Below are 21,240 nucleotides of genomic sequence, written 5' to 3' on the forward strand. Positions count from 1 at the left end.
GTAGGAGACAGCGTTTGGAAGGTCGCGCCTGCCTAGTCACCGGGGCCGCGGGGTTCATCGGCTCCCATCTCGTCCGGCGTCTCGTCGCGCTGGGAGCCAAGGTCGATGTGCTGGTGCGACAGAGTTCGTCGCTTGATCGTCTCGCCGATTGCCGCAGCAAGGTTCGCCTGCATTATGCCGATCTGCGCGACGAAGCGGCGACCCGCGAAGCGCTCGCTTCGGCGAAGCCCGAATTCGTGTTCCACTTCGCGAGCCCAAGTCGCGGAGCGAACTCCGCAGACCTTGAGCCGACACGCAAGTCGATCGAGGATATCCTCAAACCGCTGATCGGGCTGGTGGATGCGGCAACAGCGCTTCAGACGCCGCCGCGGGCGTTCTTTCGCTCTGGCACCATTGCCGAGTACGGCGCGGTTGCCCTGCCCTATCGCGAACGTCAGCGCGAGAATCCGATTACGGCATACGGGGCGGCGATGCTTGCGGGGACACACTACCTCGAGATGCTCCAGCGAAATCTCCCTTTTCGCGCCATAACGGCAAGGCTGGCGCTTACCTATGGGAGCGGTCAGTCGGACGAGTTCCTTATCCCGCAGTTGGTCGATGCCTGCCTCGAAGGGCGCAGAATAGAGATCAAGCGGCCCGACGACCGACGCGATCTCATCCATGTCGACGATGTCGTTTCGGCGTTTCTCGCCTTTGCAGAGACGCGCAACGTCCGCAGCCGTGTCATAAATGTCGCAACGGGTTCTGCACCGAGCATGCGCGAAGTCGCCGCCGAAGTGATTGCGGCGACGAAATGCGACCCGGCGCTGGTAGAGCAACACCGTTCGCCGCCCGGAGAGGCTATCAACGAGTTGCGCTGCGACACCTCCCTGGCTCGCGAGACTTATTCGTGGTCGGCCACAATCGGTTTACGACAGGGCCTGTCGCAACTCATCTCGGCACGCCGCGCGCAAATCGGTGCCGGAGAAACCGGACTCTCGGCGAAAGCCTATGGCTAAAGAAGAGAACACACTCGTCTCGGTGCTCGTCCCCGCATATAACGAGGAGGACAATGTCGAGCGCGCCTATGAAGCGATCGTAAAGACGTTCGAACGGCTGCCCGATTACGATTACGAGATCATTGTCACCGACAATCATTCGACCGACCGCACCTTCGACATCCTCCAGCGGCTGGCCAAAGAAGACGAAAAGCTGAAGGTCATCCGCTTCTCGCGAAACTTCGGATACCAGCGCTCCCTGCTGTGCGCCTACAAGTCGGCCTCGGGCGCTTGCTCGATCCAGATCGATTGCGACCTGCAGGATCCGCCCGAGCTCATCCCGAAGATGCTGCAATTATGGCGGATGGGGCACGAGGTGGTCTTCGGGATCCGCCGCACCCTCGCCGATGGCTTCATAATCGCTTCACTGCGGCGGAGTTTCTATAAGCTGCTCGCCAGCGTCAGCGAGGACGACCTCCCGATCAATGCAGGGGAATACCGGCTGTGCGACCGCGTGATCCTCAACGAATTGCGCAAGGTGGACGACACTGCGCCATATTTGCGCGGCCTCATCAGCTCCATGGGATTTTCGCAAATCGGTTTCGAATACGACCGCGCCGATCGGATTGCAGGGGAAAGCAAGTTTCCTCTTCGTTCGATGGTTTCTTTGGCCATAGACGGGTTGTTGAACCATTCGATGCTGCCACTCCGGCTGGCCTCCTATGCCGGCCTTTTCATCGGATTTCTGAGCCTTCTGCTCACATTCGGCTATCTCATAGGGAGGTTGTTGTTTGGCCAAGCATGGCCAGCAGGTTTCGCTACGACGACCATCCTCCTGCTCATGTCCATTTCAATCAACGCGATGTTCATGGGTATCCTGGGCGAATATATCGGCCGCCTGTTCATCCAGTCGCGCAGCGACGCAGATCCGATCATCGAAAAAAAGCTCAATTTCGAGGATCCGGTGCCATACCGGCTTCGTGGAATACGATCAGTCGATTGAGCACGTAGAGAACAGCTGCGTAGGTGCAGATCGCCAGCAGTTGCACCAGGGGGCTTTCCACGTATCCCATCGCCCGGCCAGCTGCCACCACGCCAAGATTCGTGCCATACGCGACCAAGAATACGGCGATGAACTGCATCGCCTCAGCGCGAGACGGGGCAACCGTAGCCTTGAAAGTAAATCTGCGGTGAAGTGCATACGCGATCGGCATTCCGAGGGCGAACCCTGCCACGTTGGCAAGATAGTCGCCCGCCCCCAGGAACAGGCCTGCGAGAATGAAGCCGTAACCCAGCAGGGTGTTGAACATTCCCACCAGGATAAAGCGGACGATCCTCGCCGCTTCACGGCTCACGGGATGCGACGCGTCGTACCGCACCGACTACTGTCCGATCCCGATATACTTGATTCCGAGCATTTCGATCTCCTCGCGGTCGTAGATGTTGCGCAGGTCAACCAGAACATTGTCCGCAAGGCATTCCTTCACCCTCGCGAGATCGAGGGCGCGCAGTTCGTCCCACTCGGTAACAATCGCAACGGCATCCGCCCGTTCGACCGCTGCATAAGGAGAATCGCAGTATTCGACATCATCCAGCCAGTTTCTCGCCTGCTCCATCCCTTCGGGATCATATGCTGCGATCTGAGCCCCGCCATGCTGCAGCGTGCTGATGATCGCAATCGCGGGGCTTTCGCGCATATCGTCGGTATTTGGCTTGAACGTCAGTCCGAGGATAGCGATGCGCTTCCCTCTTACATCTCCGCCAACGGCGTTAACGATCTTTCTCCCCATCGCCGATTTCCGCTTTTCGTTCGAGGAAACCACCGCTTCCACGATATGAAGCGGTCTTTCGACGTCCTCTGCCGTCTGTAGCAATGCCCTCGTGTCCTTGGGGAAACACGACCCTCCATATCCAGGCCCGGGATTGAGGAACTTCTTTCCGATGCGCTTGTCGAGACCGATCGCCCTTGCGATATCCTGCACGTTCGCATCGACGCGTTCGCACACATCCGCGATCTCGTTAATGAAGGCGATCTTGGTGGCCAGAAAAGCGTTCCCCGCATACTTGGCCAGTTCTGCCGAGGCACGGCTCATTTCGACCAAGGGAGCTTTGTTCAGGTAGAGAGGGCGATAGACTTCCCGCATGACCGCAAGTGCGCGCTCGTCGTCGCTGCCAACCACAATGCGATCCGGCCGTTTGAAGTCTTCGATCGCAGCGCCTTCGCGGAGGAACTCCGGGTTGGATACGACTGCGAAATCGGCGTCGGGGCGAATTGCGCGGATGATCTTTTCGACCGTGTCCCCGGTCCCGACGGGCACGGTCGACTTGTTCACGACGACTGTGAAGCCATCCATGGCCGCTGCAATGTCCTTCGCAGCCTGCTCGACAAAGGAAATGTCGGCGTGCCCATCGCCGCGGCGCGATGGCGTGCCGACTGCAATAAAGACCACCTCCGCGCTCGCGACCGCCGCGTGAAGATCCTTCGTGAATGCCAAGCGACCAGCGTCGACGTTACGCTGAATCAGCGCATCGAGGCCCGGTTCGAATATAGGGCTTTTCCCTGAGTTGAGAGCTGAGATCTTGTCGCTATTATTATCGACACACACGACCTCGTGCCCGAAGTCGGAAAAACAGCTTCCAGAGACCAGACCAACATAGCCAGCACCGATCATAGCGATCCGCATAAAAGCCTCCGCCTCAATCCTGCATCACCCTTCAAGGATTGTGCAGGCTTGGGATCGGCGTCAAGCCAACCACATGGGTAGAACGCACGCGAAAGGGTTGTCTCTTTCGCGCCAGCGATCGCCGATTCCTGTAGGCGGGGAGTGCGGGAACGGCCCGCAGCAGCCCTGCAAATCAGGCCCCGGCGCTGATCGCTTCGATATCGCCTTCTTCTGCGTTGTCGTTGGGAGACTTCGCAGCAAGAGTTGCGCATGCTGCGTTGGCATCCAGCCCGTTATTGACCGCCCAGATCGCGGCTTGCGTGCGATTTTGAACGCCCAGCTTGCGAAGGATGGCCTTCACATGGACCTTTACCGTCGCCTCGCTTATGTCGAGCCGGTAGGCAATCACCTTGTTCGGATAGCCCATGATGAGGCATCGCAGCGTTTCGAGTTCTCTGTCGGACAAAGAATCGAGCAACTCCGATTGATCGGCCAGGCTTCCGTTCTCCATCGCGCTCCGCAACGGCAGATGCTTCACCAATTGGCTTGGCAGCACCTTTTCACCCAAAGCAATGAGCTTGAGCGATTCAATGAGTGATTGGCATTCAATGTCTTTGATGATGTAACCATCCGCACCTGCGCGGAAAGCGTCGATCATGCCGTCGAAATCGAATGAATCCGCCAGCAGCACGAGCTTGCAGTTGGGATGCTTTTCATGCAGCGCGCGAATATCCTGATCGATATCCGGCCCTGACGATTCGAACAGGACTAACTCGCCGTCATCGAGAAACGCGCCCTCGCTCTCATCATTCAAGAGAGAGGCAGCATTTCCGAGTGAGTGACGAACTGAGAAAGTATCTTCGGAGAGGATCCGTCTCAAGCCTTCTTTCACAAGCGAGTTGGGACAGACGATCGAAACGTTGATTTCTTCATGCATCATTTTCGAGTACCTCGCAAAGCGGTGAGAGTGGTACGCGAACCCTGATTTTTTTGACCCGAGGGGATGCAAGGCCTCTTGGCCTGATCGTTATGGATAAACCCCCCGGTAAGCAATTGTTAGCACTTCGAATCAGACTAGTCGACCCAGATTCTGACGATGAAGGCGCTTCCGGGTTAGTCAGATGCAACTTATCGCCATCAGCCCGAAATACAAACCTGTTATTTCAATTCTTTAGAGGTGATATCGGGTACACTGTCTCAATTTGGTGCACATCGAATTAGTCCGTGTTAGTCGCCTGAAAATCCGCTCCGTAGCCCGCCATCCTGCAACGGGCGAGCCCTCGCCCGCACGATTTCGCGTACGTCTCTTCGGGCCTCTCACTGCATGCCTTGAGCGATGCCGACTAAGTCAGGTTACCGTCTGAAGGCATTGGCTGCTGGTATTGGACCTCTAAGGCTAGCGAGCCCATTGCCGCTTTAATGTAGCTGAAGAGTTCGTGTGGTTCTCGCTTGGGGTGAAGCACATCGGCTTCGTGGCGGCGATGCACGCCGCCACTCGCGAGCATGATTGTTTCATCCTGCGTTGGAATGGCTGACGACGAGAGATGGTCCCTGCCCACTTCTCCAGAAGCATGCCAGAGAGGTCGACTTCGTGCAGGCGCTGCAACACGAAGATGATCACGCCCTTCTGCTTGTCATCTAGCCGAGAAGCGAACGTCGACTGGAACCATTTGTTGACCGATTTTCGTGCGGCTTGAGAATGGGCTTCATCGGGCTTGATGAAATGGTCCAGAATGATGATGTCCCCGCCGCGCCCTGTCAGCGTGCCGGCCACCGAGGTGGCCAACCACCCTCCTCCTTTGGTGACTTCAACGTGATAAGCAGCGGAACGCGACTTCGAGATGATCGTGCCGGAGAATATCTCGCGATACCAACGGGACTCCATAACCGATCGGCAATCGCGTGCGATCTTCGCGGAAAGCCCGTTTGAATAGCTCACAGAAACGAAGTTGAGTGTAGGATCCATGTCAAGCCGCCATGCAACCCAAAGCACGGAGACGATCTTCGTCTCGGCATTAAGGGGCGGCAGGTTGATAAGCGAACGGCGAATCTCGCCGAACTGCACCTGCTCAAGCCGATATGCCATGGCATCGATTTTCGAGTTCCAGTCGATTAAGTCGCGACCATCGATCCAAGGCCAGGCCGTGCGGACATAGACCGAGAAATCCTCTTGGCAGAGCTCAATGAGCAAGTCCTGCGGGTCTTCAAATGCATGTTCAGTCATCGGTCTCAGTGTCTACTACCTTGGGCCCTTCCTCGTTGGGAAGTCGACCAAGCAGCTCGTCGAGGATCTGCTTATCTTTTTTAGAAAGCCGCTTGGTTCCATCTCCGCGGTCTTCAGGCCCAAACACCTGCATCAGCAGCACGGGCGCTTGATGTCTTGAGCATCAGCCGCTGCTTGGTCCCGCTGATCCGCTGGCCATTGATCTGTATCTCCAAGTTCGAGACCAATTCTGCGTGGAGATCAGTCTTGAGACCTCGCGCGCCCTTGGGCCTGCCAGAGGGGTTGCCAGATTGGCCCTTCTGCCAGCGTGTGTTTTTAGGTGGCTTACCGTAGCCCACTTCATAGTCGTCGTTGTCATCAGACATGGCTCATTCCTCCTCGACTTCGGAATGGCTTGCCTGAGCGATCTCATCGAAGGTGCGCCCATCTCCGTCGAGAACGGCGTTCAAGCCGGTAGCCGCGGTTATGCGACGAATCGCCGTGTCAACGTAGAGCGGATCGAGCTCCATGCCCGCACCACGCCGGCCAGCCATTGCCGCTGCGAGAACCGTGGTCTCAGAGCCAAGGCAGGGATCGACGACAACGTCACTGCGGTTTGAACAATCAAGCAGGAATCCACCACCATTGCCGTTGACTTGACGGTCGAGTGAGCCCCCAGGTCGGCATCGCGCCCCTTGTAGAAGGTGCTTGCACCCGGATTGTCAACGACATTGGTACGATAGCGACCGCCCTCGCCAAGCCTGAAATTGTTGATGTGCCTGGCCCTGCCCGCCTTGAACACAAATACGAGTTCGTGCTGGTTGCGGCAAAAGGCATCCTGCCGTCCTACGCCTTTATTCAAGACAATCAGCTGCTTGAACTGGTCGTAAACACCGCCTGCTGCATCGAGGATTTCACGAATGTGGCGCCAATCCATACATTGATAGTCGATTGAGCCTTCTGTCGAAAGAGACGCAATAGCGAAAGATCGCCCGCATAAATGTGGAGAACTCGGCGGGCGAAAGTTCGCCAGCGCCGACGAGAAAGTCTCGGCGGCGGTTCTTGCCAATGCCCGAAACGAATCCAACAATTGGTACGTCATAGGACAGGTCGCCAAACACTATGGCCGCACGGTCATCGCCAAGCAGGCGTTCCCTGTCCTCGAATTTACGCGCATCGCCGGACAGGATACGGTGCTGGCCAGGTTCCAAAGGTCACCAGCCTACTTGGCGGCCTATACCTCATCATCAGGAATTTCGACCGCATCAGGCTTTTCGCCCGCAGCCTCTGGAATCGTAAAGTCAAGAGCGGTCGTCGAGAAGCCGGTGATTTCCAGATCATAGCCATCGTCAAACAGGCGATTGAGCTTGCGCTGGACAGCGGCATCGTCCCAGCCAGCCAGTTCAGCAATCTTGTTGTCAGCTAGTGCCAACGCGCGGCGGTCAACTTCACAAAGGTTGCTGACCTGCGGCCCAGGGATCTGCTTGATGCCGAGCTTCTTTGCAGCCCTATACCTACCGTTGCCCGCCAGAATCATATTGTTCTCGTCAACAACGATTGGCGCGTAAAAGCCAAAGCGTTCAATGCTTCCGGCGATCAGCCCAATCTGCATGTTACTGTGCGTGCGCGCATTGTCCGGATCCTCAGCGAGCACTGAGCTCGGGAGATAATCGGTTTGAGACGGTCTATTTTTCCCACGTGTGCCTCCTTCGAGAAAGAAGGCTCACCGGTTATCGCCTTGTTGGCTTCGCGCTAAGGACAATAAATCGGGATATTCGCTCCAAACCACTTGAGGCGATAGCCGGGCTGGTGCTCGATCTGGCTATCGTCTCCGGTCTTGGCGCCATAGAACGGAAACAGATCCGAAAATCTCAGCGGCTTTACAGCTTATTCCTGTGGCGTCTTGCGAACACTGTTTACAAGGCGCGTCACGGTAATGTTCGGGTCCCAATCATACATGATCAAAGGCACGGAGCTGCTATATCCCTCAGCGAAATGAGGCTCGTAAACGCTATCTCGTGTCCGTTAGGCCAGTACGGGCTGTGCAGAATATTGCTGGATGAGCGCAACCAAGCCCGCAACATGGTGGTCCAACAATCTATCATCGCCAAGACCTCGACGTGGCTTCAAGACTTCAAGTGTCTTATATCCTGCCAACCCGATGTGTCTCTGGCTAATCTCGACACCTTCTTCGGCAGCCAGTCTTCTAGCGAGATGCATTACGGCCATCTCGACTTCTGGATGGAGCCGTCTTCCACGATGCTTAGCCTTCCGCTTTCGTGCAAGGCTGCGCCTAAGTCGCTTAAGTGAATCCTTGAAGACAGCTTTGTTGTCCCCCAAGAGCCTTTCTTCCAATGAGAAAGCTCTACCTCACGAATGCCAGTCGATCAGTGAACTGCTCCAATAGCTCATTCACGCGTGCCGGTTCCGTCGGCAGGTTGAGCTCAACCGGAAGATTTAAGGGATCTAATGCGCGAGGACGAGGCACGATTATTCCATTCTGAACCAAGAATAGCCTTTACCGCATCGGAGTGAAAGTTTCCTTCAGGTTCCCCTGCTAATTCCCTGTTTCACAACTTAGGGAGATGCGGTCCAGAGCTCGCGGATTTCCACTAATCCGGTGGCAAAATGACGGCAATTCGTGGTCGGAAACCCATAATTTCCCTCTAGATTACCTGGTTGTCTGGGAAATCCGCAGCCGAGACTGGGTCGCTCAGAACTGCTTCCACCACGGCACCTCCACCCAGGATTACTTGCCGATCGCTTGGCTGATCTGCGCGATCGCCTCTTGCGAATCCCATTCGTAGCCGCCTGCGACGCGGAAGACTTCCTTCCCCTCGGCATCGAAGAGGATCGTAAGCGGCATCAACCCGTCCTCGTTGAGCTCGGCGGACAGATTCGCGTCGGGATCGAGCCATTGTTCGAGATGGGTGAAATCGCGCTGCGCGAAGAAGGGGGCGACCACCTCTGCCCCGCGCACATCCTGACTGACGGTCAGGACCTTGAGATCGTCGCCCATCTCGCCCGCGAGTGCCTCCAGCGTGGGCATCTCGACGACGCAGGGCGCGCACCACGTCGCCCAGATGTTGAGCAGCACCGGTGTTCCGATCAGTTCCGCCGTGTTCAATGCCGCCCCGGACGGGTCGGTGAAGGTCATTTCAGGCATCGCCGTGCCCGCCTGCACCCGCACGATCTTGCCCGGCAGCGGAGGCGGCGCAGGCGCGTCGATCGCGCTCCCGCGTTGCGCTTGCTCCCCGGGCGCACTATCGCAGCCCGTCAAGGCAAGGATCGACACAGTAAGAATGACCGAAAAGCGCGACATCCCGAATTCTCCGGATAGTGCCTCCAACCAGATGTGGGGTGGCAGGTTCGCCGACGGGCCTAGCGCGATCATGCGCGAAATCAATGCCTCTATCCCGTTCGACAAGGCGCTGTGGCGGCAGGACATTGCCGGATCGAAGGCGCATGTGGCGATGCTCGCCAATCAGGGCATCGTCAGCGAAACCGATGCGGCGGTGATCGCAGACGGGCTCGACCGGGTCGCCGCCGAATACGAGGCCGATGGCGTACCCGAAGATTGGGACCTCGAAGACATCCATATGACCACCGAGGCGCGGCTTGCCGAACTGATCGGTCCGGTCGCTGGCCGCCTCCACACCGCACGCAGCCGCAACGACCAGGTCGCGACCGATTTTCGCCTGTGGGTGCGCGAGACGATCGACCAGATGGACGCGGGGCTTGCAGTTCTGCAGCGGGCGCTTGTTTCCCGAGCGGGCGAACATGCCGAAAGCATTATGCCCGGGTTCACCCACCTACAGACTGCGCAGCCCGTCACTCTCGGCCACCATTTGATGGCCTATTACGAGATGATCCGCCGCGATCGTTCGCGGCTCGCCGACGCCCGCGCGAGGCTCAACGAATGCCCGCTCGGATCCGCAGCGCTCGCCGGGACCGGCTTTCCGATCGACCGGGAGATGACCAGCGAAGCGCTTGGCTTCGATCGGCCCACCGCGAACTCGCTCGACGCTGTGTCCGACCGCGATTTCGCAATGGATTATCTGCATGCAGCGAGCCTGTGCGCGCTGCATCTCTCGCGCCTCGCCGAGGAACTCATCATCTGGGCGAGCCAGCCTTATGGCTTCGTGCGGATGCCCGACACGCTTTCGACCGGTTCGTCGATCATGCCGCAGAAGAAGAACCCCGACGCTGCCGAACTGGTGCGCGGCCATGCGGGACGCGTTGTCGGCTGCGCGACCGCGCTGATGATCACGATGAAAGGCCTGCCGCTCGCCTATTCGAAGGACATGCAGGACGACAAACCGCCGGTGTTCGAAGCCGCCGGGCTCATGGCGCTGAGCATCGCTGCGACCACCGGAATGATCGCCGATGCGACGTTCAACACCGCGCGGATGCGCGAGGCGGCGGAGCTCGGCTATGCCACCGCGACCGATCTGGCCGACTGGCTCGTGCGCGAGGCCGATATCCCGTTCCGCGAGGCGCACCACATCACCGGTGCCGCGGTGAAGCTGGCCGAAGATCAAGGATGCGCGCTGGCCGAACTGCCGCTTGGCGAGCTCAAAAAGATCGATACGCGGATTGACGAGCGGGTGTTCGAAGCGCTGAGCGTCGATGCTTCGGTCGCTGCGCGGTCCAGCTATGGCGGAACCGCTCCCGAGCAGGTACGTAGTCAGGTGAAACGCGCGCGCGCTGCGCTGGGAATGGACCAATGATGCGAACGCTCATCCTTTGTGGCCTCGGACTGGCACTCGCCGCCTGCGGCACGCGTGCGCCGCTGACTCCGCCCGAGGACGCCAGCCTCCCCGTGGCCCCCTACGGCACCAATGAAAAGCCGACGTCCGAGGAATTGCTCCAGCTCGATGCCCTCGCCGCGCCCGAACGAAGCGTCGAGCTGCGACGCCGATCGGAAGACCGCGCGGACGACCCGTTCGACCTTCCGCCAGAATAAGCACACGTAACGATGGACCATTTTGCACTGAAGGGCGGCGTGATGCACGCCGAGGATGTTCCGCTGCCGCGCATCGCGGACGAAGTGGGCACACCCGTCTACGTCTATTCGCGCGCGACGCTGGAACGCCATGCGAAGGTGTTCCGCGACGGGCTTGCCGATGTGCCCGACAAGCTGATCGCCTTTGCGGTCAAGGCCAATCCCAATCTTGCGGTGCTCAAGGTGTTGCAACGGCAGGGCTACGGCGCGGATTGCGTCTCGGTCGGCGAGATGCGCCGTGCGCTCGCCGCAGGGATTTCGCCCGAGAAGATCGTGTTCTCGGGCGTGGGCAAGACCGCCGCAGAGCTGCGCGCCGCGCTCGAAGCGGGGATCGGCCAGTTCAACATCGAGAGCGAGGAAGAAGGACTCGAGCTGGCGGAGATCGCCGCCGATATGGGCCTCACCGCGCAATGCGCGCTGCGGATCAATCCCGATGTCGATGCGGGCACGCACGACAAGATCTCGACCGGCAAGGCAGATAACAAGTTCGGCGTTCCGATCGACCAGGCCGGGCAGATTTTCGGCAAGCTTGCGAGCATGCCAAGCGTGAACTTGCGCGGTGTCGCGGTGCATATCGGCAGCCAGCTGGGCGAGCTTGCGCCGCTTGAACGCGCATTCGAGAAATTGGGCGAGCTCGTCATAGCCCTGCGCAGCGCGGGCCACACGATCACCCATGTCGATCTCGGCGGCGGTCTCGGTGTGCCCTATCGGAAAGACGAAGTGACACCTCTTCCCGCCGACTATGGCGCGATGGTCGCGCGCGTGACAAAGGACTGGGGTGTCACTCTGATCTTCGAACCCGGACGGGTGATCGCGGGCAATGCCGGCGTGCTGCTGACCCGCGTTGTTCGGGTGAAGCGCGGGCTCAACAATCCGTTCGTGATAGTGGACGCGGCGATGAACGACCTCGCACGGCCTGCGCTCTATGGCGCCTATCACCATTTCGAAGCGGTCGAGCCCTCGGGCGAGCAGATGGTCGCCAATATCGTCGGCCCGATCTGCGAAACCGGCGATACCTTCGCGATGGGCCGCGAATGCGATGCGGTTGGCGGGGGCGAACTGGCCGTGTTCCGCACTGCGGGCGCCTACGGCGCAACGATGGCGTCCTCCTACAACTCGCGCGGTTTCGTCGCCGAAGTGCTGGTCGATGGCGACAAGTTCGCAGTCGTCGCCGACCGGATCGACGCGGGCGCGATCATGGATGCCGAGCGCGTCCCCGATTGGCTTTAGGCCAGACTGGCTCGCATGAGCGAACTCCAGAGCCTCCCACTGTTCCACCGGATCGAGGGCCAGCAAGTGCTGGTGCTCGGAGAAGGCGAGGCTGCCGAACCCAAGCGGCGGTTGGTCGAGCGCGCTGGCGGCGTCGTGGTGGACGATATGCAGCGCGCGATCGACGAAGGCGTGCGGCTGGCATTCGTCGCCTATGACGATGTAAAGGCGTGCGAAGTTGCGGCGATCAACCTGCGCTGCGCGGGGCTGCTGGTGAACGTCGTCGACCGCCCGGAACTGTGCGATTTCACCACCCCGAGTATCCTCGATCGCAACCCGGTGCTGATCGCGGTCGGCACCGGCGGCGCATCGGCCGGGCTCGCGAAGCATATCCGGCTGAGGCTCGAGCGGATCCTGCCGACCAATCTCGGCGACCTTGCCAAGGCGCTTTTCGCCGCGCGCGACAAGTTGCGCGATCTGTTTCCCGATGGCGGCGAGCGGCGGCGGGCGATCGACGGATTGCTCGGGGAAGGCGGTGCGCTCGATCCGTTGAATCCGACCACCGGCGGAATGGCGAAAGTGATCCTTGAAAGCGCGGACCAGTCGCTGCGCGTCGGCAATTGCACCGTCTCGTTCACGGTCCGTGACGAGAACCCCGATTTTCTCACCGTCGGACAGGCGCGCGAACTCGGCATGGCCGACACCATTCTCATCGACGGCGACGTGCCCGATACCATCCTCGCCCGAGCGCGCGCCGATGCGCGGCGGCTTCCCTACAGCGAGGAAGCCAAGAAAGAGTGGGCCGACGGGATCACGGTCATCCTGCGTTGGCGACCCGACGACTGAGCGTCAGGCTGCCCGCATGAGCGGCGTCTCGACTTCGGCAAAGTAGCGCGCCATTGCATGCAACGAGCGCTCGCTCAGTGCGATGAAGGCGCGGCGGCCGTCGCTGGCATCGGCGATCCGTTCGAACACACCGCTTGCGACCAGCTGTTTGATCCAGCGCAGCGCAGTCGTCGCCGGCACGCCCGAAGCGATGCACAGCGAAGTGACCGAAACGCGCTTGTGCTCGGCATGCGCGGCGGTGAGATCGAGCAGCATGTCCCACGCCGGATCGGCAAACAGCTCTGCATCGAAGAATTTCGCGCGCGCCTGCCGCGCTCTAATCATACGCCGTACCATGCGCGGATCGGGAAGCGCTGCCGTTCCGGAATTCGGTTTGGCCAGCTTCGAGACTGATGGGTCGGCTGCGTGCCACTCCTGCTTGAACTCGCTCAGCCGCTGCCTGGTGGAATCCTTGCCTTCCGAAATGCGGTCGAGCTCCTGCGCGATGGCATCGACCTGCTGCGAAAGCCTGAGCAGCGCCAGCCGGTCTTCCTCTGTCATTTCGCGGACGCGTGCCTTGCCGATGTCGGCGAGCACCCGCCCGACGGCGACCACGCGCTCCGCCCGGCTCGGCTCGACCAGAATCTCGGGCTGCGACTGGTCGAAGGCGGCAAATACCTCGTCTAGCGCCTCGATCGAGGTCGCCACGATCAAGCGCGCGTCCGAGCGTGCCACCCGCATATCGAGCCGCATCAACGCCGCCATGCGCTGCGCGTCGATGACCGGGCAATCGACCATCACCACATCGCCGAGCACCGCAATCGGTCCATCGAGCAAAACGGCGATTTCCCCGCCGTCGAGACCCCGGAATCCCGCGCCTGCCAGATCTTGATGGATCTGCGCGCGCGTGCTCGCCCGGTCGGCAAAGATCGCCACCCGTACAGGCAGCCCGGCCGCATCGCGCGGACCCTCGTATGCGAAATCCTCGACCGTGTAATCCGCCTGCGTCATCGAATCGCCTCCTGCTGGTGAGAACGAGAGTAGAACAAAACAGGATCAGGTCAAGATTGAAGCGTGTTCAGGAGCGGATTTCGATCGGCGTTCCGTCGGGCACGATCCGCCACAGTTCCTCGATCTCTGCATTCGTCAGCGCGATACATCCGTCGGTCCAGTCGCCTCTCAATGGGGGGCCGCGATAGCCGGTCGGTTGGCCGTGGATGAAGATGTCTCCGCCCGGAGAACGCCCGTATTGCGCGGCATAGGCCCGGTCGCGCGCGTTGGGATAGGAGATGCCGAGCGAGAGATGGAACCGGCTTTGCGGATTGCGCCGGTCGATTGTGTAGAGCCCCTCGGGCGTGCGCTCGTCGCCTTCGAAGCGTTTGTGCCCGATTGGCGCATCGCCGAAGCGAATGTCGCGATAGGCGCGGATCGGTCGGCCGTCGCGATAGGCGACCAGCAGCCGCTCGGACTTGTCGACGATCAGGTAGTCGGCGGTGAGCGGCAGCGGCTGGACCACGGGCGAGGATATCGCGCGCGAACCAACGCGCTGGGCATCGGATACCGGCGCTTCGCCAACCCGCTTGGCCGGCGCCGCACAGGCGGCAACCAGCATCAGCAGGAACAGGGCGAGCAGGCGTTGCATGCGCGGGAAGCTAACCCGCTGCGACGCTTCGCACAATTCCGAAGTCCGCCTCGTTTCCCATGCAGGGACCGGCCAGGCGATCAGTCGACGAAGGGGTCCCGCATCAGGATGGTGTCGTCACGCTCGGGGCTGGTCGAGACCAGGGCCACCGGGCATTCGATGAGTTCCTGGATGCGCTGGATGTACTTGATCGCGTTCGCGGGCAGGTCGGCATAACTGCGCGCGCCCGCCGTGCTCTCGCTCCAGCCCTCCATCTCCTCATAGATCGGCTCGACCGCCGCCTGGTCGCCCGCGTGGCTCGGCAGGTAATCGTAGACATTGCCGCGCAGGCGATAGCCGGTGCAGATCTTCACCGTCTCGAGCCCGTCGAGCACATCGATCTTGGTAAGCGCGATGCCGGTCACGCCGCTGATAGCGCAGGTCTGGCGCACGATCACCGCATCGAACCAGCCGACCCGGCGCTGGCGCCCGGTGACGGTGCCGAATTCATGGCCGCGCTCGCCGAGGCGCTGGCCGATATCGTCCTCGAGCTCGGTCGGGAACGGGCCGCTGCCGACGCGTGTGGTGTAGGCCTTGACGATGCCAAGCACGAAACCGGTCGAATTCGGGCCGAGACCGCTCCCGGCAGCCGCGGTGCCGCTGACGGTGTTGGAACTGGTCACGAAGGGATAGGTGCCGTGATCGACATCGAGCAGCACGCCCTGCGCGCCTTCGAATAGGATCTTGGCGCCCGCCTTGCGGACCTTCTTCAGGCGCTTCCACACCGGCTGGGCGAAGCGCAGGACAAAGGGCGCGACATCGCGCAACTCGGCGAGCAACGCTTCGCGATCTACCGGCGGCTGGTCGAAACCCGCGCGTAGCGCGTCATGATGCGCGCACAGGCGATCGAGCTGCGGCTCGAGATCGTCGAGATGCGCGAGATCGCACACACGGATCGCGCGGCGGCCGACCTTGTCTTCATAGGCCGGGCCGATCCCGCGACCGGTCGTGCCAATCTTGCCCTTGCCAGCCGCGGTTTCGCGCAGAGCGTCGAGATCGCGATGCAGCGGCAGGATCAGCGGACAGTTGTCGGCGATAGCGAGATTGTCATCGTTGATCGTGACGCCCTGCCCTTCGAGCTTCTGCACCTCGTCGCGCAGCGCCCACGGATCGAGCACCACCCCGTTGCCGATCATGCTCATCGTGCCCGAAACGATGCCCGAGGGCAGCAGCGAGAGCTTGTAGGTGGTGCCGTCGATCACCAGCGTGTGCCCGGCATTGTGCCCGCCCTGGAACCGGACGACGGCATCGGCGCGGCTGGCGAGCCAGTCGACGATCTTGCCCTTGCCCTCATCGCCCCACTGGGCGCCGATCACGGTGACGTTGGCCATGAATTCGCTTTCACTTCCGGGTAAACAAACCGCGCGGGGTTAGGCGTTTGCCGCGCCGATCACAAGGCGCAGGATTACAATTTGCGACATCTCGAAGGTTGGCCCGGCAAAGGGTTTGTACGAGAGTGGCGTTCACAGGGGATTGAAACAGGAGATTCCGCGTGAACCGGATTTACCAACCCCTCGCGATCGCGTTGATCATCGCGGTGATGATTGCGCTGATCGCGGTGCCGTTGCTGGCGCTGGAGCGCGAACGCCCCTCCCCAGAATGTGTGCGCGAGATTGTGCAATTGTGCGGGCGCGATCGCTCGAAGATCCGCGCTTGCTTGCGCGAGAAATCCGCAGAGCTTTCGGACACATGCTCCGCCGAGCTGCGCGAGCGGATGCAGCAGCGTCGCGGGCAGCCGGGCCAACCGGGTAACGCACCGCAGGCCGTTGTCCGGCCAGACCGCACCGTCATTTATGGCGAGCACCCCCGCCAGCAAATCGATGTATTCGAGCCCGCAGGCGCCGTCGACGAACTGCCACTGGTGCTCTTCATCCATGGCGGCGGCTGGTCGTTCGGCAATCACAAGCTAGTGCAGGCCAAGCCCGCCCATTTCACCGGAATGGACTACTATTTCGCCTCGACCGGATATCGATTGCTCCCCGAATCTCCGGTCGAGCAGCAAGCGAGTGATATCGGTGCAGCAGTCAAGGCGCTGCGTGGGCAGGCGACGGCCATCGGGTTCGATCCCGACCGGATCGTTCTGATGGGGCACAGCGCGGGCGCACATCTCGCCGCGCTCGTCGCAACAGATCCGACCTATGCCGGCGATGCGTTCGCAGCGATCAAGGGCGTGATCCTGCTTGATGGCGCGGGCTATGACGTCGCCGACAGCATGGCCAATGCCGAACCGCGAGCGGCGCGGCTCTACGACAGCGCTTTCGGCAGCGACCCGGCACGGCAGGCGGCGCTTTCCCCGGTCACACATATCGGCGGGCCGGATGCTCCCAACTGGTTGGCGCTGTATGTCGCGGAGCGTGACCGGTCCAAGCTGCAGTCGGAGCGGCTGGTCTCGGCGCTGGTCGATGCAGGCGTGAAGGCTCAGGCGATCGGAATCGAGAACACCGACCACGGCCGCATGAACCGCGAGCTCGGCACCGAGGCCGGCGCGCATCAGACGCAGGCGATTACTGCGTTTCTTGCGCAGGCATTCGACTAAAGCGGCTTCGCCTCGCCATTTGCCAGCACATGCGTGCAGCCCAGCTCCTTCGGGTCTTCGTCGCTGGAGAGCTGCTCGACCGTGCGCCATCCCTCGGCGCGTAGCCGCCGAGCCTTGGCCTCGCTGAACCCCGTCGGAAGATACACGGACCGTGCTCCTTCCGGGGCCGGAGCGGCTTCGGCGACGCTATCGACATAGAGCGTGAAGCCCGTTGCGGGCTCTCCGCTTCCGCCGATCCGGTAGGTACCGCCGCGCCCAGCCGCACCGCGCACGCCGTGGGCGTAGAGGGTGAAGCCGAACCAGCTCTGATATTCGAACCCATGGCGCTCCGAAGGATCGAGGGTAATGCGCGCTGCATCGCCAAGACGACCGGCGATGGTCTCGAGGCCGTCTAGCCGTGTCGCCAAAACCCCTCCCGCGTCGAGCTCGCGCAGCGTGGCCATCGCTTCGGCAAATGGCCCGGTTGCGTAGAGCAGTGGCAGATAGGCCTCGCCCCCGGCGGCCTTCAGCCCGCCCGCATCCTTGGTATCGAGCTCACGCCGCACGGCCTCGATCCGGTCGGGCGAGAGCGGCATGGCTTCGGCAGAGAGCGTGTCGACGAGATCGGGAAGCGTGAAATCCACCGAAATACCGGTCAGCCCCGCTGCCGTCAGCGCTTTCACCGCCAGCGCGACAACCTCCGCCGCCGCCGCTGCGGTGTCCGCACCGATCAGTTCCGCGCCGAGTTGCAGGCGTTCGCGCGCCGGATCGAGCTGGTTTGCGCGGATCAGCGCTGTGTCGCCGCAATAGGCGAGCCGCAATGGACGCGGAGCGCCCGCCATGCTGGTCGCCGCGATGCGACCGATCTGCGGGGTGATGTCGCTCCTCAGCGCCAGCGTGCGCAGGCTGGAAGGGTCGACGAAGCGGAACATCTGCCGCGTGTGCAATCCCTCCATCCGCTGGGCGAGCGAGCCTTCGAACTCGAGCAGCGGCGGGCGCACCCGGTCGTAGCCGTGCGAATCGAGCACATCGAGGCAGGCTCGCATGGCCGTGGTGATCCGCGCGGCCGAGGCCGGCAGACGGTCTTCGAGACCTTCGGGCAGGAGGTCGGTGTTGTCGCTCATTTCGGTTGCCCGACTGTGCCGATCGCGGCTCCGGGTCAAGCCCGGAGCGCACCTATCGTCAGAATACCAGCGACTTCACAAGTTTCACGCCTTCGACCTGTCCGGCCTCCGCCATGACATCGGCAGAGGGCGTCTCGTCGAGGCTCAGCAGCAGCACGGCTTCCCCGCCCGCATCGCGGCGGCCGAGGTTGAAGGTGCCGATGTTGATCCCGTGGCTGCCCAGCAGCGTCCCGATGCGCCCGATGAAGCCGGGTTTATCATCGTTGACGATGTAGAGCATGTTGCCGTCGAGATCGGCTTCGATCCCGATACCGAAAATCTCCACCAGTCGCGGCTTGTCGCTCCCGAACAACGTGCCCGCAACCGAGCGTGGCCCGGCATCGGTTTCGACCGTGACGCGGATCAGCGTGTTGAACGCGCCCTCGCGCTCATGGCGGATTTCGCTGACATCGAGCCCGCGCTCCTTCGCCAGATAGGGCGCGTTGACCATGTTCACGCTGTCGGAATAGCGGCGCATGAAGCCCGCCAGCACCGCGCCGGTGATCGGCTTGCCGTTGAGTTCTGCCGCGGCGCCTTCGCGCTCGATGCTGATTTTGGTCAGATTGCCGTGCGCCAGCTGGCCGACGAGCGAGCCGAGTTTTTCCGCCAGCGCCATGTAAGGCCGCAGCTTGGGCGCTTCCTCGGCGCTGAGGCTCGGCATGTTGAGCGCGTTGGTGACACCGCCGTTGACGAGATAATCCGCCATCTGTTCGGCCACCTGCAGAGCAACATTGACCTGCGCTTCGGTGGTCGAAGCACCGAGGTGCGGGGTGCAGATGAAGTTGGGCGCGTCGAACAGCGGGTTCGCCTTCGCCGGCTCTTCGGCAAACACATCGAGCGCAGCTGCGGCAACCTGGCCGCTTTCGAGGCAGTCCTTGAGCGCAGCCTCGTCGACCAGCCCGCCGCGCGCGCAGTTGACGATACGGATGCCCGACTTTGCGTTTTCAAGCCGCTCGCGGCTCAGGATGTTGCGCGTCTGGTCGGTCAACGGGGTGTGCAGCGACACGAAATCCGCGCGGCTCAACAATTCGTCGAGATCGACCTTCTCCACGCCCAGTTCGATCGCGCGCTCCTCGGTCAGGAAGGGATCGTAGGCGATGACCTTCATCTTGAGACCCTGCGCGCGGCTGGCGACGATCGAGCCGATATTGCCCGCGCCGATCAGGCCCAGCGTCTTGCCCGTGACCTCGACGCCCATGAAGTCCTTCTTGGGCCATTCGCCCGCCTTGGTGCGAGTGTTGGCGTCGGGAATCTGGCGAGCGAGCGCCATGATCATCGCGATCGCGTGTTCGGCCGTGGTGATCGAGTTGCCGAAAGGGGTGTTCATCACCACCACGCCCTTGCCGCTGGCATAGGGGATATCGACGTTGTCGACTCCGATCCCCGCGCGGCCGATAACCTTGAGATTGGTCGCGGCGTCGAGGATTTCGGGCGTCACCGTCGTCGAAGAGCGGATCGCGAGGCCGTGATATTCGCCAATGCGGCCCTTCAATTCTTCAGCGCTTTCGCCGGTGATCACATCGACCTCGCAGCCACGCTCTTCGAAGATGCGCGCGGCGTTGGGGTCCATCTTGTCAGAGATGAGTACTTTGGGTTTGGTCATTGATCTTGCTCCAGTGCGAGTCCCCGCGAAGGCGGGGACCTCATGCAGTCAGGAAATCGCTTGTTCGAAGGAGGTCCCCGCCTTCGCGGGGACTCACACTCAATGGTTCAGCCGTTCTTGACGGTCTCGTATGCCCACTCGATCCACGGCAGGAGGCGATCGATATCCTCCGCCTCGACCGTACCGCCGCACCAGATGCGAAGGCTCGGCGGGGCATCGCGATAGCCGTTGAAATCGTAGCCGACGTTGCGCTCTTCGAGCAGCTTGACGATCTTCTTCGGCACCGCGGCCTGATCCTCTGTCGAAAGGCTCTCATACCAGTCGCCCTGGAACATCATGCACACGCCCGTATTGGTGCGCTTGGCCGGGTCGGAGACCATGTTGCGCAGCCACGGCTTGGCTTCGATCCAGTCCTTGACGATCTTGGCGTTCTTGTCGGCCCGCTCGAACAACGCCTTCCGCCCGCCGATCGACTTCGCCCACTCGAGCGCGGCGATATAATCCTCGGTCGCGAGCAGCGACGGGGTATTGATCGTAGCGCCTTCGAAGATGCCCTGATTGATCTTGTCGCCCTTTTTCAGGCGGAACAGCTTGGGCAGCGGCCATGCCGGATCGTAGCTTTCGATCCGCTCGACCGCCTTGGGCGAAAGGATCAGCATGCCGTGCTGGGCTTCGGACCCCATGACCTTCTGCCAGCTATAGGTCGTGGCATCGAGCTTGGGCCAGTCCATCTCCTGCGCGAAGATCGCGCTGGTAGCATCGTTGATCGTCACGCCCTCGCGGCCCTCTTCAAGCCAGTCGGTGTTCGGGATCATCGCGCCAGACGTCGTGCCGTTCCAGGTGAAGACGACATCGTTGCGCTGCGGGATGGTGGTGAGATCGGGGATCTCGCCGTAATCGGCACTCAGCGTTTGCAGATTCGGCAGCTTCAGCTGCTTCACCGCATCCTGGATCCAGACATTGCCGAAGCTTTCCCACGCGGCGACCGTCGCCGGGCGCGCGGGATCGAGCATCGTCCACATCGCGCATTCGAGCGCGCCGGTGTCCGATGCGGGCATGATGCCGACAAGATAGTCCTCGGGAATGCCGAGCAATTCCTTCGACAGGTCGATCGCGTATTTGAGGCGCGACTTGCCCACCGCCGAACGGTGCGAGCGCCCGAGCGATTCGGTTTTCAGCTTGTCGAGGGACCAGCCCGGGAATTTCACCGTGGGGCCGGAGGAAAATTGGGGACGTTCAGGTTTTACAGGCGGCTCGTGGAGCAGCCCGCGTGCGTATGCAGTCATGTATTCTCTCCTTCCAGAGAGCTCGCGCGGCGTTGGGACCGCGTGGCCCACGCGCGGCACTAAAGTTGCGCGCCAAATAGTCAATCTGGAATCGCGCATGTTCGACAGAA

General features: G+C 61.4%; 21 protein-coding genes. 7 read left to right on the forward strand and 14 right to left on the reverse strand.

What is annotated here, in order from left to right; translation table 11 throughout:
• The first annotated feature begins 14 nt into the window (after nucleotides 1-14).
• On the forward strand, nucleotides 15-998 hold the full coding sequence (locus ACI5KX_RS12355; RefSeq protein ID WP_406810963.1) for an NAD-dependent epimerase/dehydratase family protein: 984 nt from the start codon (nucleotides 15-17) through the stop codon (nucleotides 996-998).
• Nucleotides 991-1,980: a glycosyltransferase family 2 protein gene (locus ACI5KX_RS12360; RefSeq protein ID WP_406810964.1), complete on the forward strand. Its 990-nt coding sequence runs from the start codon at nucleotides 991-993 to the stop codon at nucleotides 1,978-1,980. Before ACI5KX_RS12355 ends, ACI5KX_RS12360 begins: the two co-directional genes overlap by 8 nt.
• Here the strand turns inward: ACI5KX_RS12360 and ACI5KX_RS12365 are convergent.
• The 8 genes from ACI5KX_RS12365 to ACI5KX_RS12400 form a co-directional block, all read right to left on the reverse strand.
• The gene (locus ACI5KX_RS12365; protein ID WP_406810965.1) at nucleotides 1,925-2,332 is read right to left on the reverse strand and encodes a GtrA family protein; all 408 of its coding nucleotides are present in this window, start codon (nucleotides 2,330-2,332) and stop codon (nucleotides 1,925-1,927) included. The genes ACI5KX_RS12360 and ACI5KX_RS12365 overlap by 56 nt on opposite strands.
• A gap of 27 nt (nucleotides 2,333-2,359) precedes the next feature.
• The gene (locus ACI5KX_RS12370; RefSeq protein ID WP_406810966.1) at nucleotides 2,360-3,661 is read right to left on the reverse strand and encodes a UDP-glucose dehydrogenase family protein; all 1,302 of its coding nucleotides are present in this window, start codon (nucleotides 3,659-3,661) and stop codon (nucleotides 2,360-2,362) included.
• Nucleotides 3,662-3,833: 172 nt separating this feature from the next.
• A complete protein-coding gene (locus ACI5KX_RS12375; protein WP_406810967.1) occupies nucleotides 3,834-4,577 on the reverse strand; it encodes a LuxR C-terminal-related transcriptional regulator in 744 nt (247 codons plus the stop codon).
• A 459-nt stretch (nucleotides 4,578-5,036) separates the two neighbouring features.
• On the reverse strand, nucleotides 5,037-5,864 hold the full coding sequence (locus tag ACI5KX_RS12380) for a hypothetical protein (protein ID WP_406810968.1): 828 nt from the start codon (nucleotides 5,862-5,864) through the stop codon (nucleotides 5,037-5,039).
• Nucleotides 5,865-5,977: 113 nt separating this feature from the next.
• A complete protein-coding gene (locus tag ACI5KX_RS12385) occupies nucleotides 5,978-6,229 on the reverse strand; it encodes a DUF5681 domain-containing protein (RefSeq protein ID WP_406810969.1) in 252 nt (83 codons plus the stop codon).
• A 3-nt stretch (nucleotides 6,230-6,232) separates the two neighbouring features.
• Nucleotides 6,233-6,475: a DNA methyltransferase gene (locus tag ACI5KX_RS12390; RefSeq protein WP_406811370.1), complete on the reverse strand. Its 243-nt coding sequence runs from the start codon at nucleotides 6,473-6,475 to the stop codon at nucleotides 6,233-6,235.
• Between the two features lie 602 nt (nucleotides 6,476-7,077).
• Nucleotides 7,078-7,497, reverse strand: coding sequence for a ParB/Srx family N-terminal domain-containing protein (locus ACI5KX_RS12395; protein ID WP_406810970.1), 420 nt, complete (start codon nucleotides 7,495-7,497; stop codon nucleotides 7,078-7,080).
• Between the two features lie 1,095 nt (nucleotides 7,498-8,592).
• The gene (locus ACI5KX_RS12400) at nucleotides 8,593-9,165 is read right to left on the reverse strand and encodes a TlpA family protein disulfide reductase (protein WP_406810971.1); all 573 of its coding nucleotides are present in this window, start codon (nucleotides 9,163-9,165) and stop codon (nucleotides 8,593-8,595) included.
• A gap of 31 nt (nucleotides 9,166-9,196) precedes the next feature.
• Here ACI5KX_RS12400 and argH point away from each other — a divergent pair, with 31 nt between their 5' ends.
• From argH to ACI5KX_RS12420, 4 genes are read left to right on the forward strand one after another with little or no spacing between them, the layout of a single operon-like run.
• Nucleotides 9,197-10,573, forward strand: a complete 1,377-nt coding sequence (gene argH, locus ACI5KX_RS12405) for an argininosuccinate lyase (protein WP_406811371.1) — start codon at nucleotides 9,197-9,199, stop codon at nucleotides 10,571-10,573.
• On the forward strand, nucleotides 10,573-10,809 hold the full coding sequence (locus ACI5KX_RS12410; RefSeq protein ID WP_406811372.1) for a hypothetical protein: 237 nt from the start codon (nucleotides 10,573-10,575) through the stop codon (nucleotides 10,807-10,809). The genes argH and ACI5KX_RS12410 overlap by 1 nt, the downstream gene beginning before the upstream one ends.
• A gap of 12 nt (nucleotides 10,810-10,821) precedes the next feature.
• Entirely contained in the window at nucleotides 10,822-12,078 is a 1,257-nt protein-coding gene (gene lysA, locus ACI5KX_RS12415) for a diaminopimelate decarboxylase (RefSeq protein WP_406810972.1), read from the forward strand.
• A gap of 15 nt (nucleotides 12,079-12,093) precedes the next feature.
• Complete coding sequence (locus tag ACI5KX_RS12420; RefSeq protein WP_406810973.1) at nucleotides 12,094-12,903, forward strand: bifunctional precorrin-2 dehydrogenase/sirohydrochlorin ferrochelatase; 810 nt, start codon at nucleotides 12,094-12,096, stop codon at nucleotides 12,901-12,903.
• A gap of 3 nt (nucleotides 12,904-12,906) precedes the next feature.
• Here ACI5KX_RS12420 and ACI5KX_RS12425 read toward each other — a convergent pair whose 3' ends face one another.
• The 3 genes from ACI5KX_RS12425 to ACI5KX_RS12435 form a co-directional block, all read right to left on the reverse strand.
• Entirely contained in the window at nucleotides 12,907-13,893 is a 987-nt protein-coding gene (locus ACI5KX_RS12425) for a MarR family transcriptional regulator (protein WP_406810974.1), read from the reverse strand.
• A 67-nt stretch (nucleotides 13,894-13,960) separates the two neighbouring features.
• Nucleotides 13,961-14,524, reverse strand: coding sequence for a murein L,D-transpeptidase family protein (locus ACI5KX_RS12430; protein ID WP_406810975.1), 564 nt, complete (start codon nucleotides 14,522-14,524; stop codon nucleotides 13,961-13,963).
• 80 nt (nucleotides 14,525-14,604) lie between these two features.
• The gene (locus ACI5KX_RS12435; protein WP_406810976.1) at nucleotides 14,605-15,894 is read right to left on the reverse strand and encodes an adenylosuccinate synthase; all 1,290 of its coding nucleotides are present in this window, start codon (nucleotides 15,892-15,894) and stop codon (nucleotides 14,605-14,607) included.
• 161 nt (nucleotides 15,895-16,055) lie between these two features.
• Between ACI5KX_RS12435 and ACI5KX_RS12440 the strand changes: the two genes are divergently transcribed.
• Nucleotides 16,056-17,099, forward strand: a complete 1,044-nt coding sequence (locus ACI5KX_RS12440; protein ID WP_406810977.1) for an alpha/beta hydrolase — start codon at nucleotides 16,056-16,058, stop codon at nucleotides 17,097-17,099.
• Here ACI5KX_RS12440 and ACI5KX_RS12445 read toward each other — a convergent pair.
• The 3 genes from ACI5KX_RS12445 to ACI5KX_RS12455 form a co-directional block, all read right to left on the reverse strand.
• Nucleotides 17,096-18,202, reverse strand: a complete 1,107-nt coding sequence (locus ACI5KX_RS12445) for an ATP phosphoribosyltransferase regulatory subunit (protein WP_406810978.1) — start codon at nucleotides 18,200-18,202, stop codon at nucleotides 17,096-17,098. The two genes, ACI5KX_RS12440 and ACI5KX_RS12445, sit on opposite strands and share 4 nt — an antisense overlap.
• Nucleotides 18,203-18,260: 58 nt before the next feature.
• On the reverse strand, nucleotides 18,261-19,844 hold the full coding sequence (serA, locus tag ACI5KX_RS12450) for a phosphoglycerate dehydrogenase (protein WP_406810979.1): 1,584 nt from the start codon (nucleotides 19,842-19,844) through the stop codon (nucleotides 18,261-18,263).
• A 107-nt stretch (nucleotides 19,845-19,951) separates the two neighbouring features.
• Nucleotides 19,952-21,130 carry a phosphoserine transaminase gene (locus tag ACI5KX_RS12455; RefSeq protein ID WP_406810980.1) on the reverse strand — a complete coding sequence of 393 codons (1,179 nt, stop codon included), beginning with the start codon at nucleotides 21,128-21,130 and terminating at the stop codon, nucleotides 19,952-19,954.
• Between the last annotated feature and the right edge of the window lie 110 nt (nucleotides 21,131-21,240).

Origin of the sequence: Erythrobacter sp. GH1-10, from assembly GCF_045363165.1 — a bacterium.
In the GTDB taxonomy this organism is placed as follows: domain Bacteria; phylum Pseudomonadota; class Alphaproteobacteria; order Sphingomonadales; family Sphingomonadaceae; genus Erythrobacter.

What these genes read in the sequence shown, in the direction of transcription:
- ACI5KX_RS12370 (WP_406810966.1), bottom strand. Translation starts at nt 3,661, where the DNA reads ATGCGGATCGCTATGATCGGTGCTGGCTATGTTGGTCTGGTCTCTGGA.
- ACI5KX_RS12385 (WP_406810969.1), bottom strand. Translation starts at nt 6,229, where the DNA reads ATGTCTGATGACAACGACGACTATGAAGTGGGCTACGGTAAGCCACCT.
- serA (WP_406810979.1), bottom strand. Translation starts at nt 19,844, where the DNA reads ATGACCAAACCCAAAGTACTCATCTCTGACAAGATGGACCCCAACGCC.
- ACI5KX_RS12430 (WP_406810975.1), bottom strand. Translation starts at nt 14,524, where the DNA reads ATGCAACGCCTGCTCGCCCTGTTCCTGCTGATGCTGGTTGCCGCCTGT.
- argH (WP_406811371.1), top strand. Translation starts at nt 9,197, where the DNA reads ATGTGGGGTGGCAGGTTCGCCGACGGGCCTAGCGCGATCATGCGCGAA.
- ACI5KX_RS12445 (WP_406810978.1), bottom strand. Translation starts at nt 18,202, where the DNA reads ATGAGCGACAACACCGACCTCCTGCCCGAAGGTCTCGAAGACCGTCTG.
- ACI5KX_RS12435 (WP_406810976.1), bottom strand. Translation starts at nt 15,894, where the DNA reads ATGGCCAACGTCACCGTGATCGGCGCCCAGTGGGGCGATGAGGGCAAG.
- ACI5KX_RS12420 (WP_406810973.1), top strand. Translation starts at nt 12,094, where the DNA reads ATGAGCGAACTCCAGAGCCTCCCACTGTTCCACCGGATCGAGGGCCAG.
- ACI5KX_RS12400 (WP_406810971.1), bottom strand. Translation starts at nt 9,165, where the DNA reads ATGTCGCGCTTTTCGGTCATTCTTACTGTGTCGATCCTTGCCTTGACG.
- ACI5KX_RS12360 (WP_406810964.1), top strand. Translation starts at nt 991, where the DNA reads ATGGCTAAAGAAGAGAACACACTCGTCTCGGTGCTCGTCCCCGCATAT.
- ACI5KX_RS12410 (WP_406811372.1), top strand. Translation starts at nt 10,573, where the DNA reads ATGCGAACGCTCATCCTTTGTGGCCTCGGACTGGCACTCGCCGCCTGC.
- lysA (WP_406810972.1), top strand. Translation starts at nt 10,822, where the DNA reads ATGGACCATTTTGCACTGAAGGGCGGCGTGATGCACGCCGAGGATGTT.
- ACI5KX_RS12455 (WP_406810980.1), bottom strand. Translation starts at nt 21,130, where the DNA reads ATGACTGCATACGCACGCGGGCTGCTCCACGAGCCGCCTGTAAAACCT.
- ACI5KX_RS12425 (WP_406810974.1), bottom strand. Translation starts at nt 13,893, where the DNA reads ATGACGCAGGCGGATTACACGGTCGAGGATTTCGCATACGAGGGTCCG.
- ACI5KX_RS12375 (WP_406810967.1), bottom strand. Translation starts at nt 4,577, where the DNA reads ATGCATGAAGAAATCAACGTTTCGATCGTCTGTCCCAACTCGCTTGTG.
- ACI5KX_RS12380 (WP_406810968.1), bottom strand. Translation starts at nt 5,864, where the DNA reads ATGACTGAACATGCATTTGAAGACCCGCAGGACTTGCTCATTGAGCTC.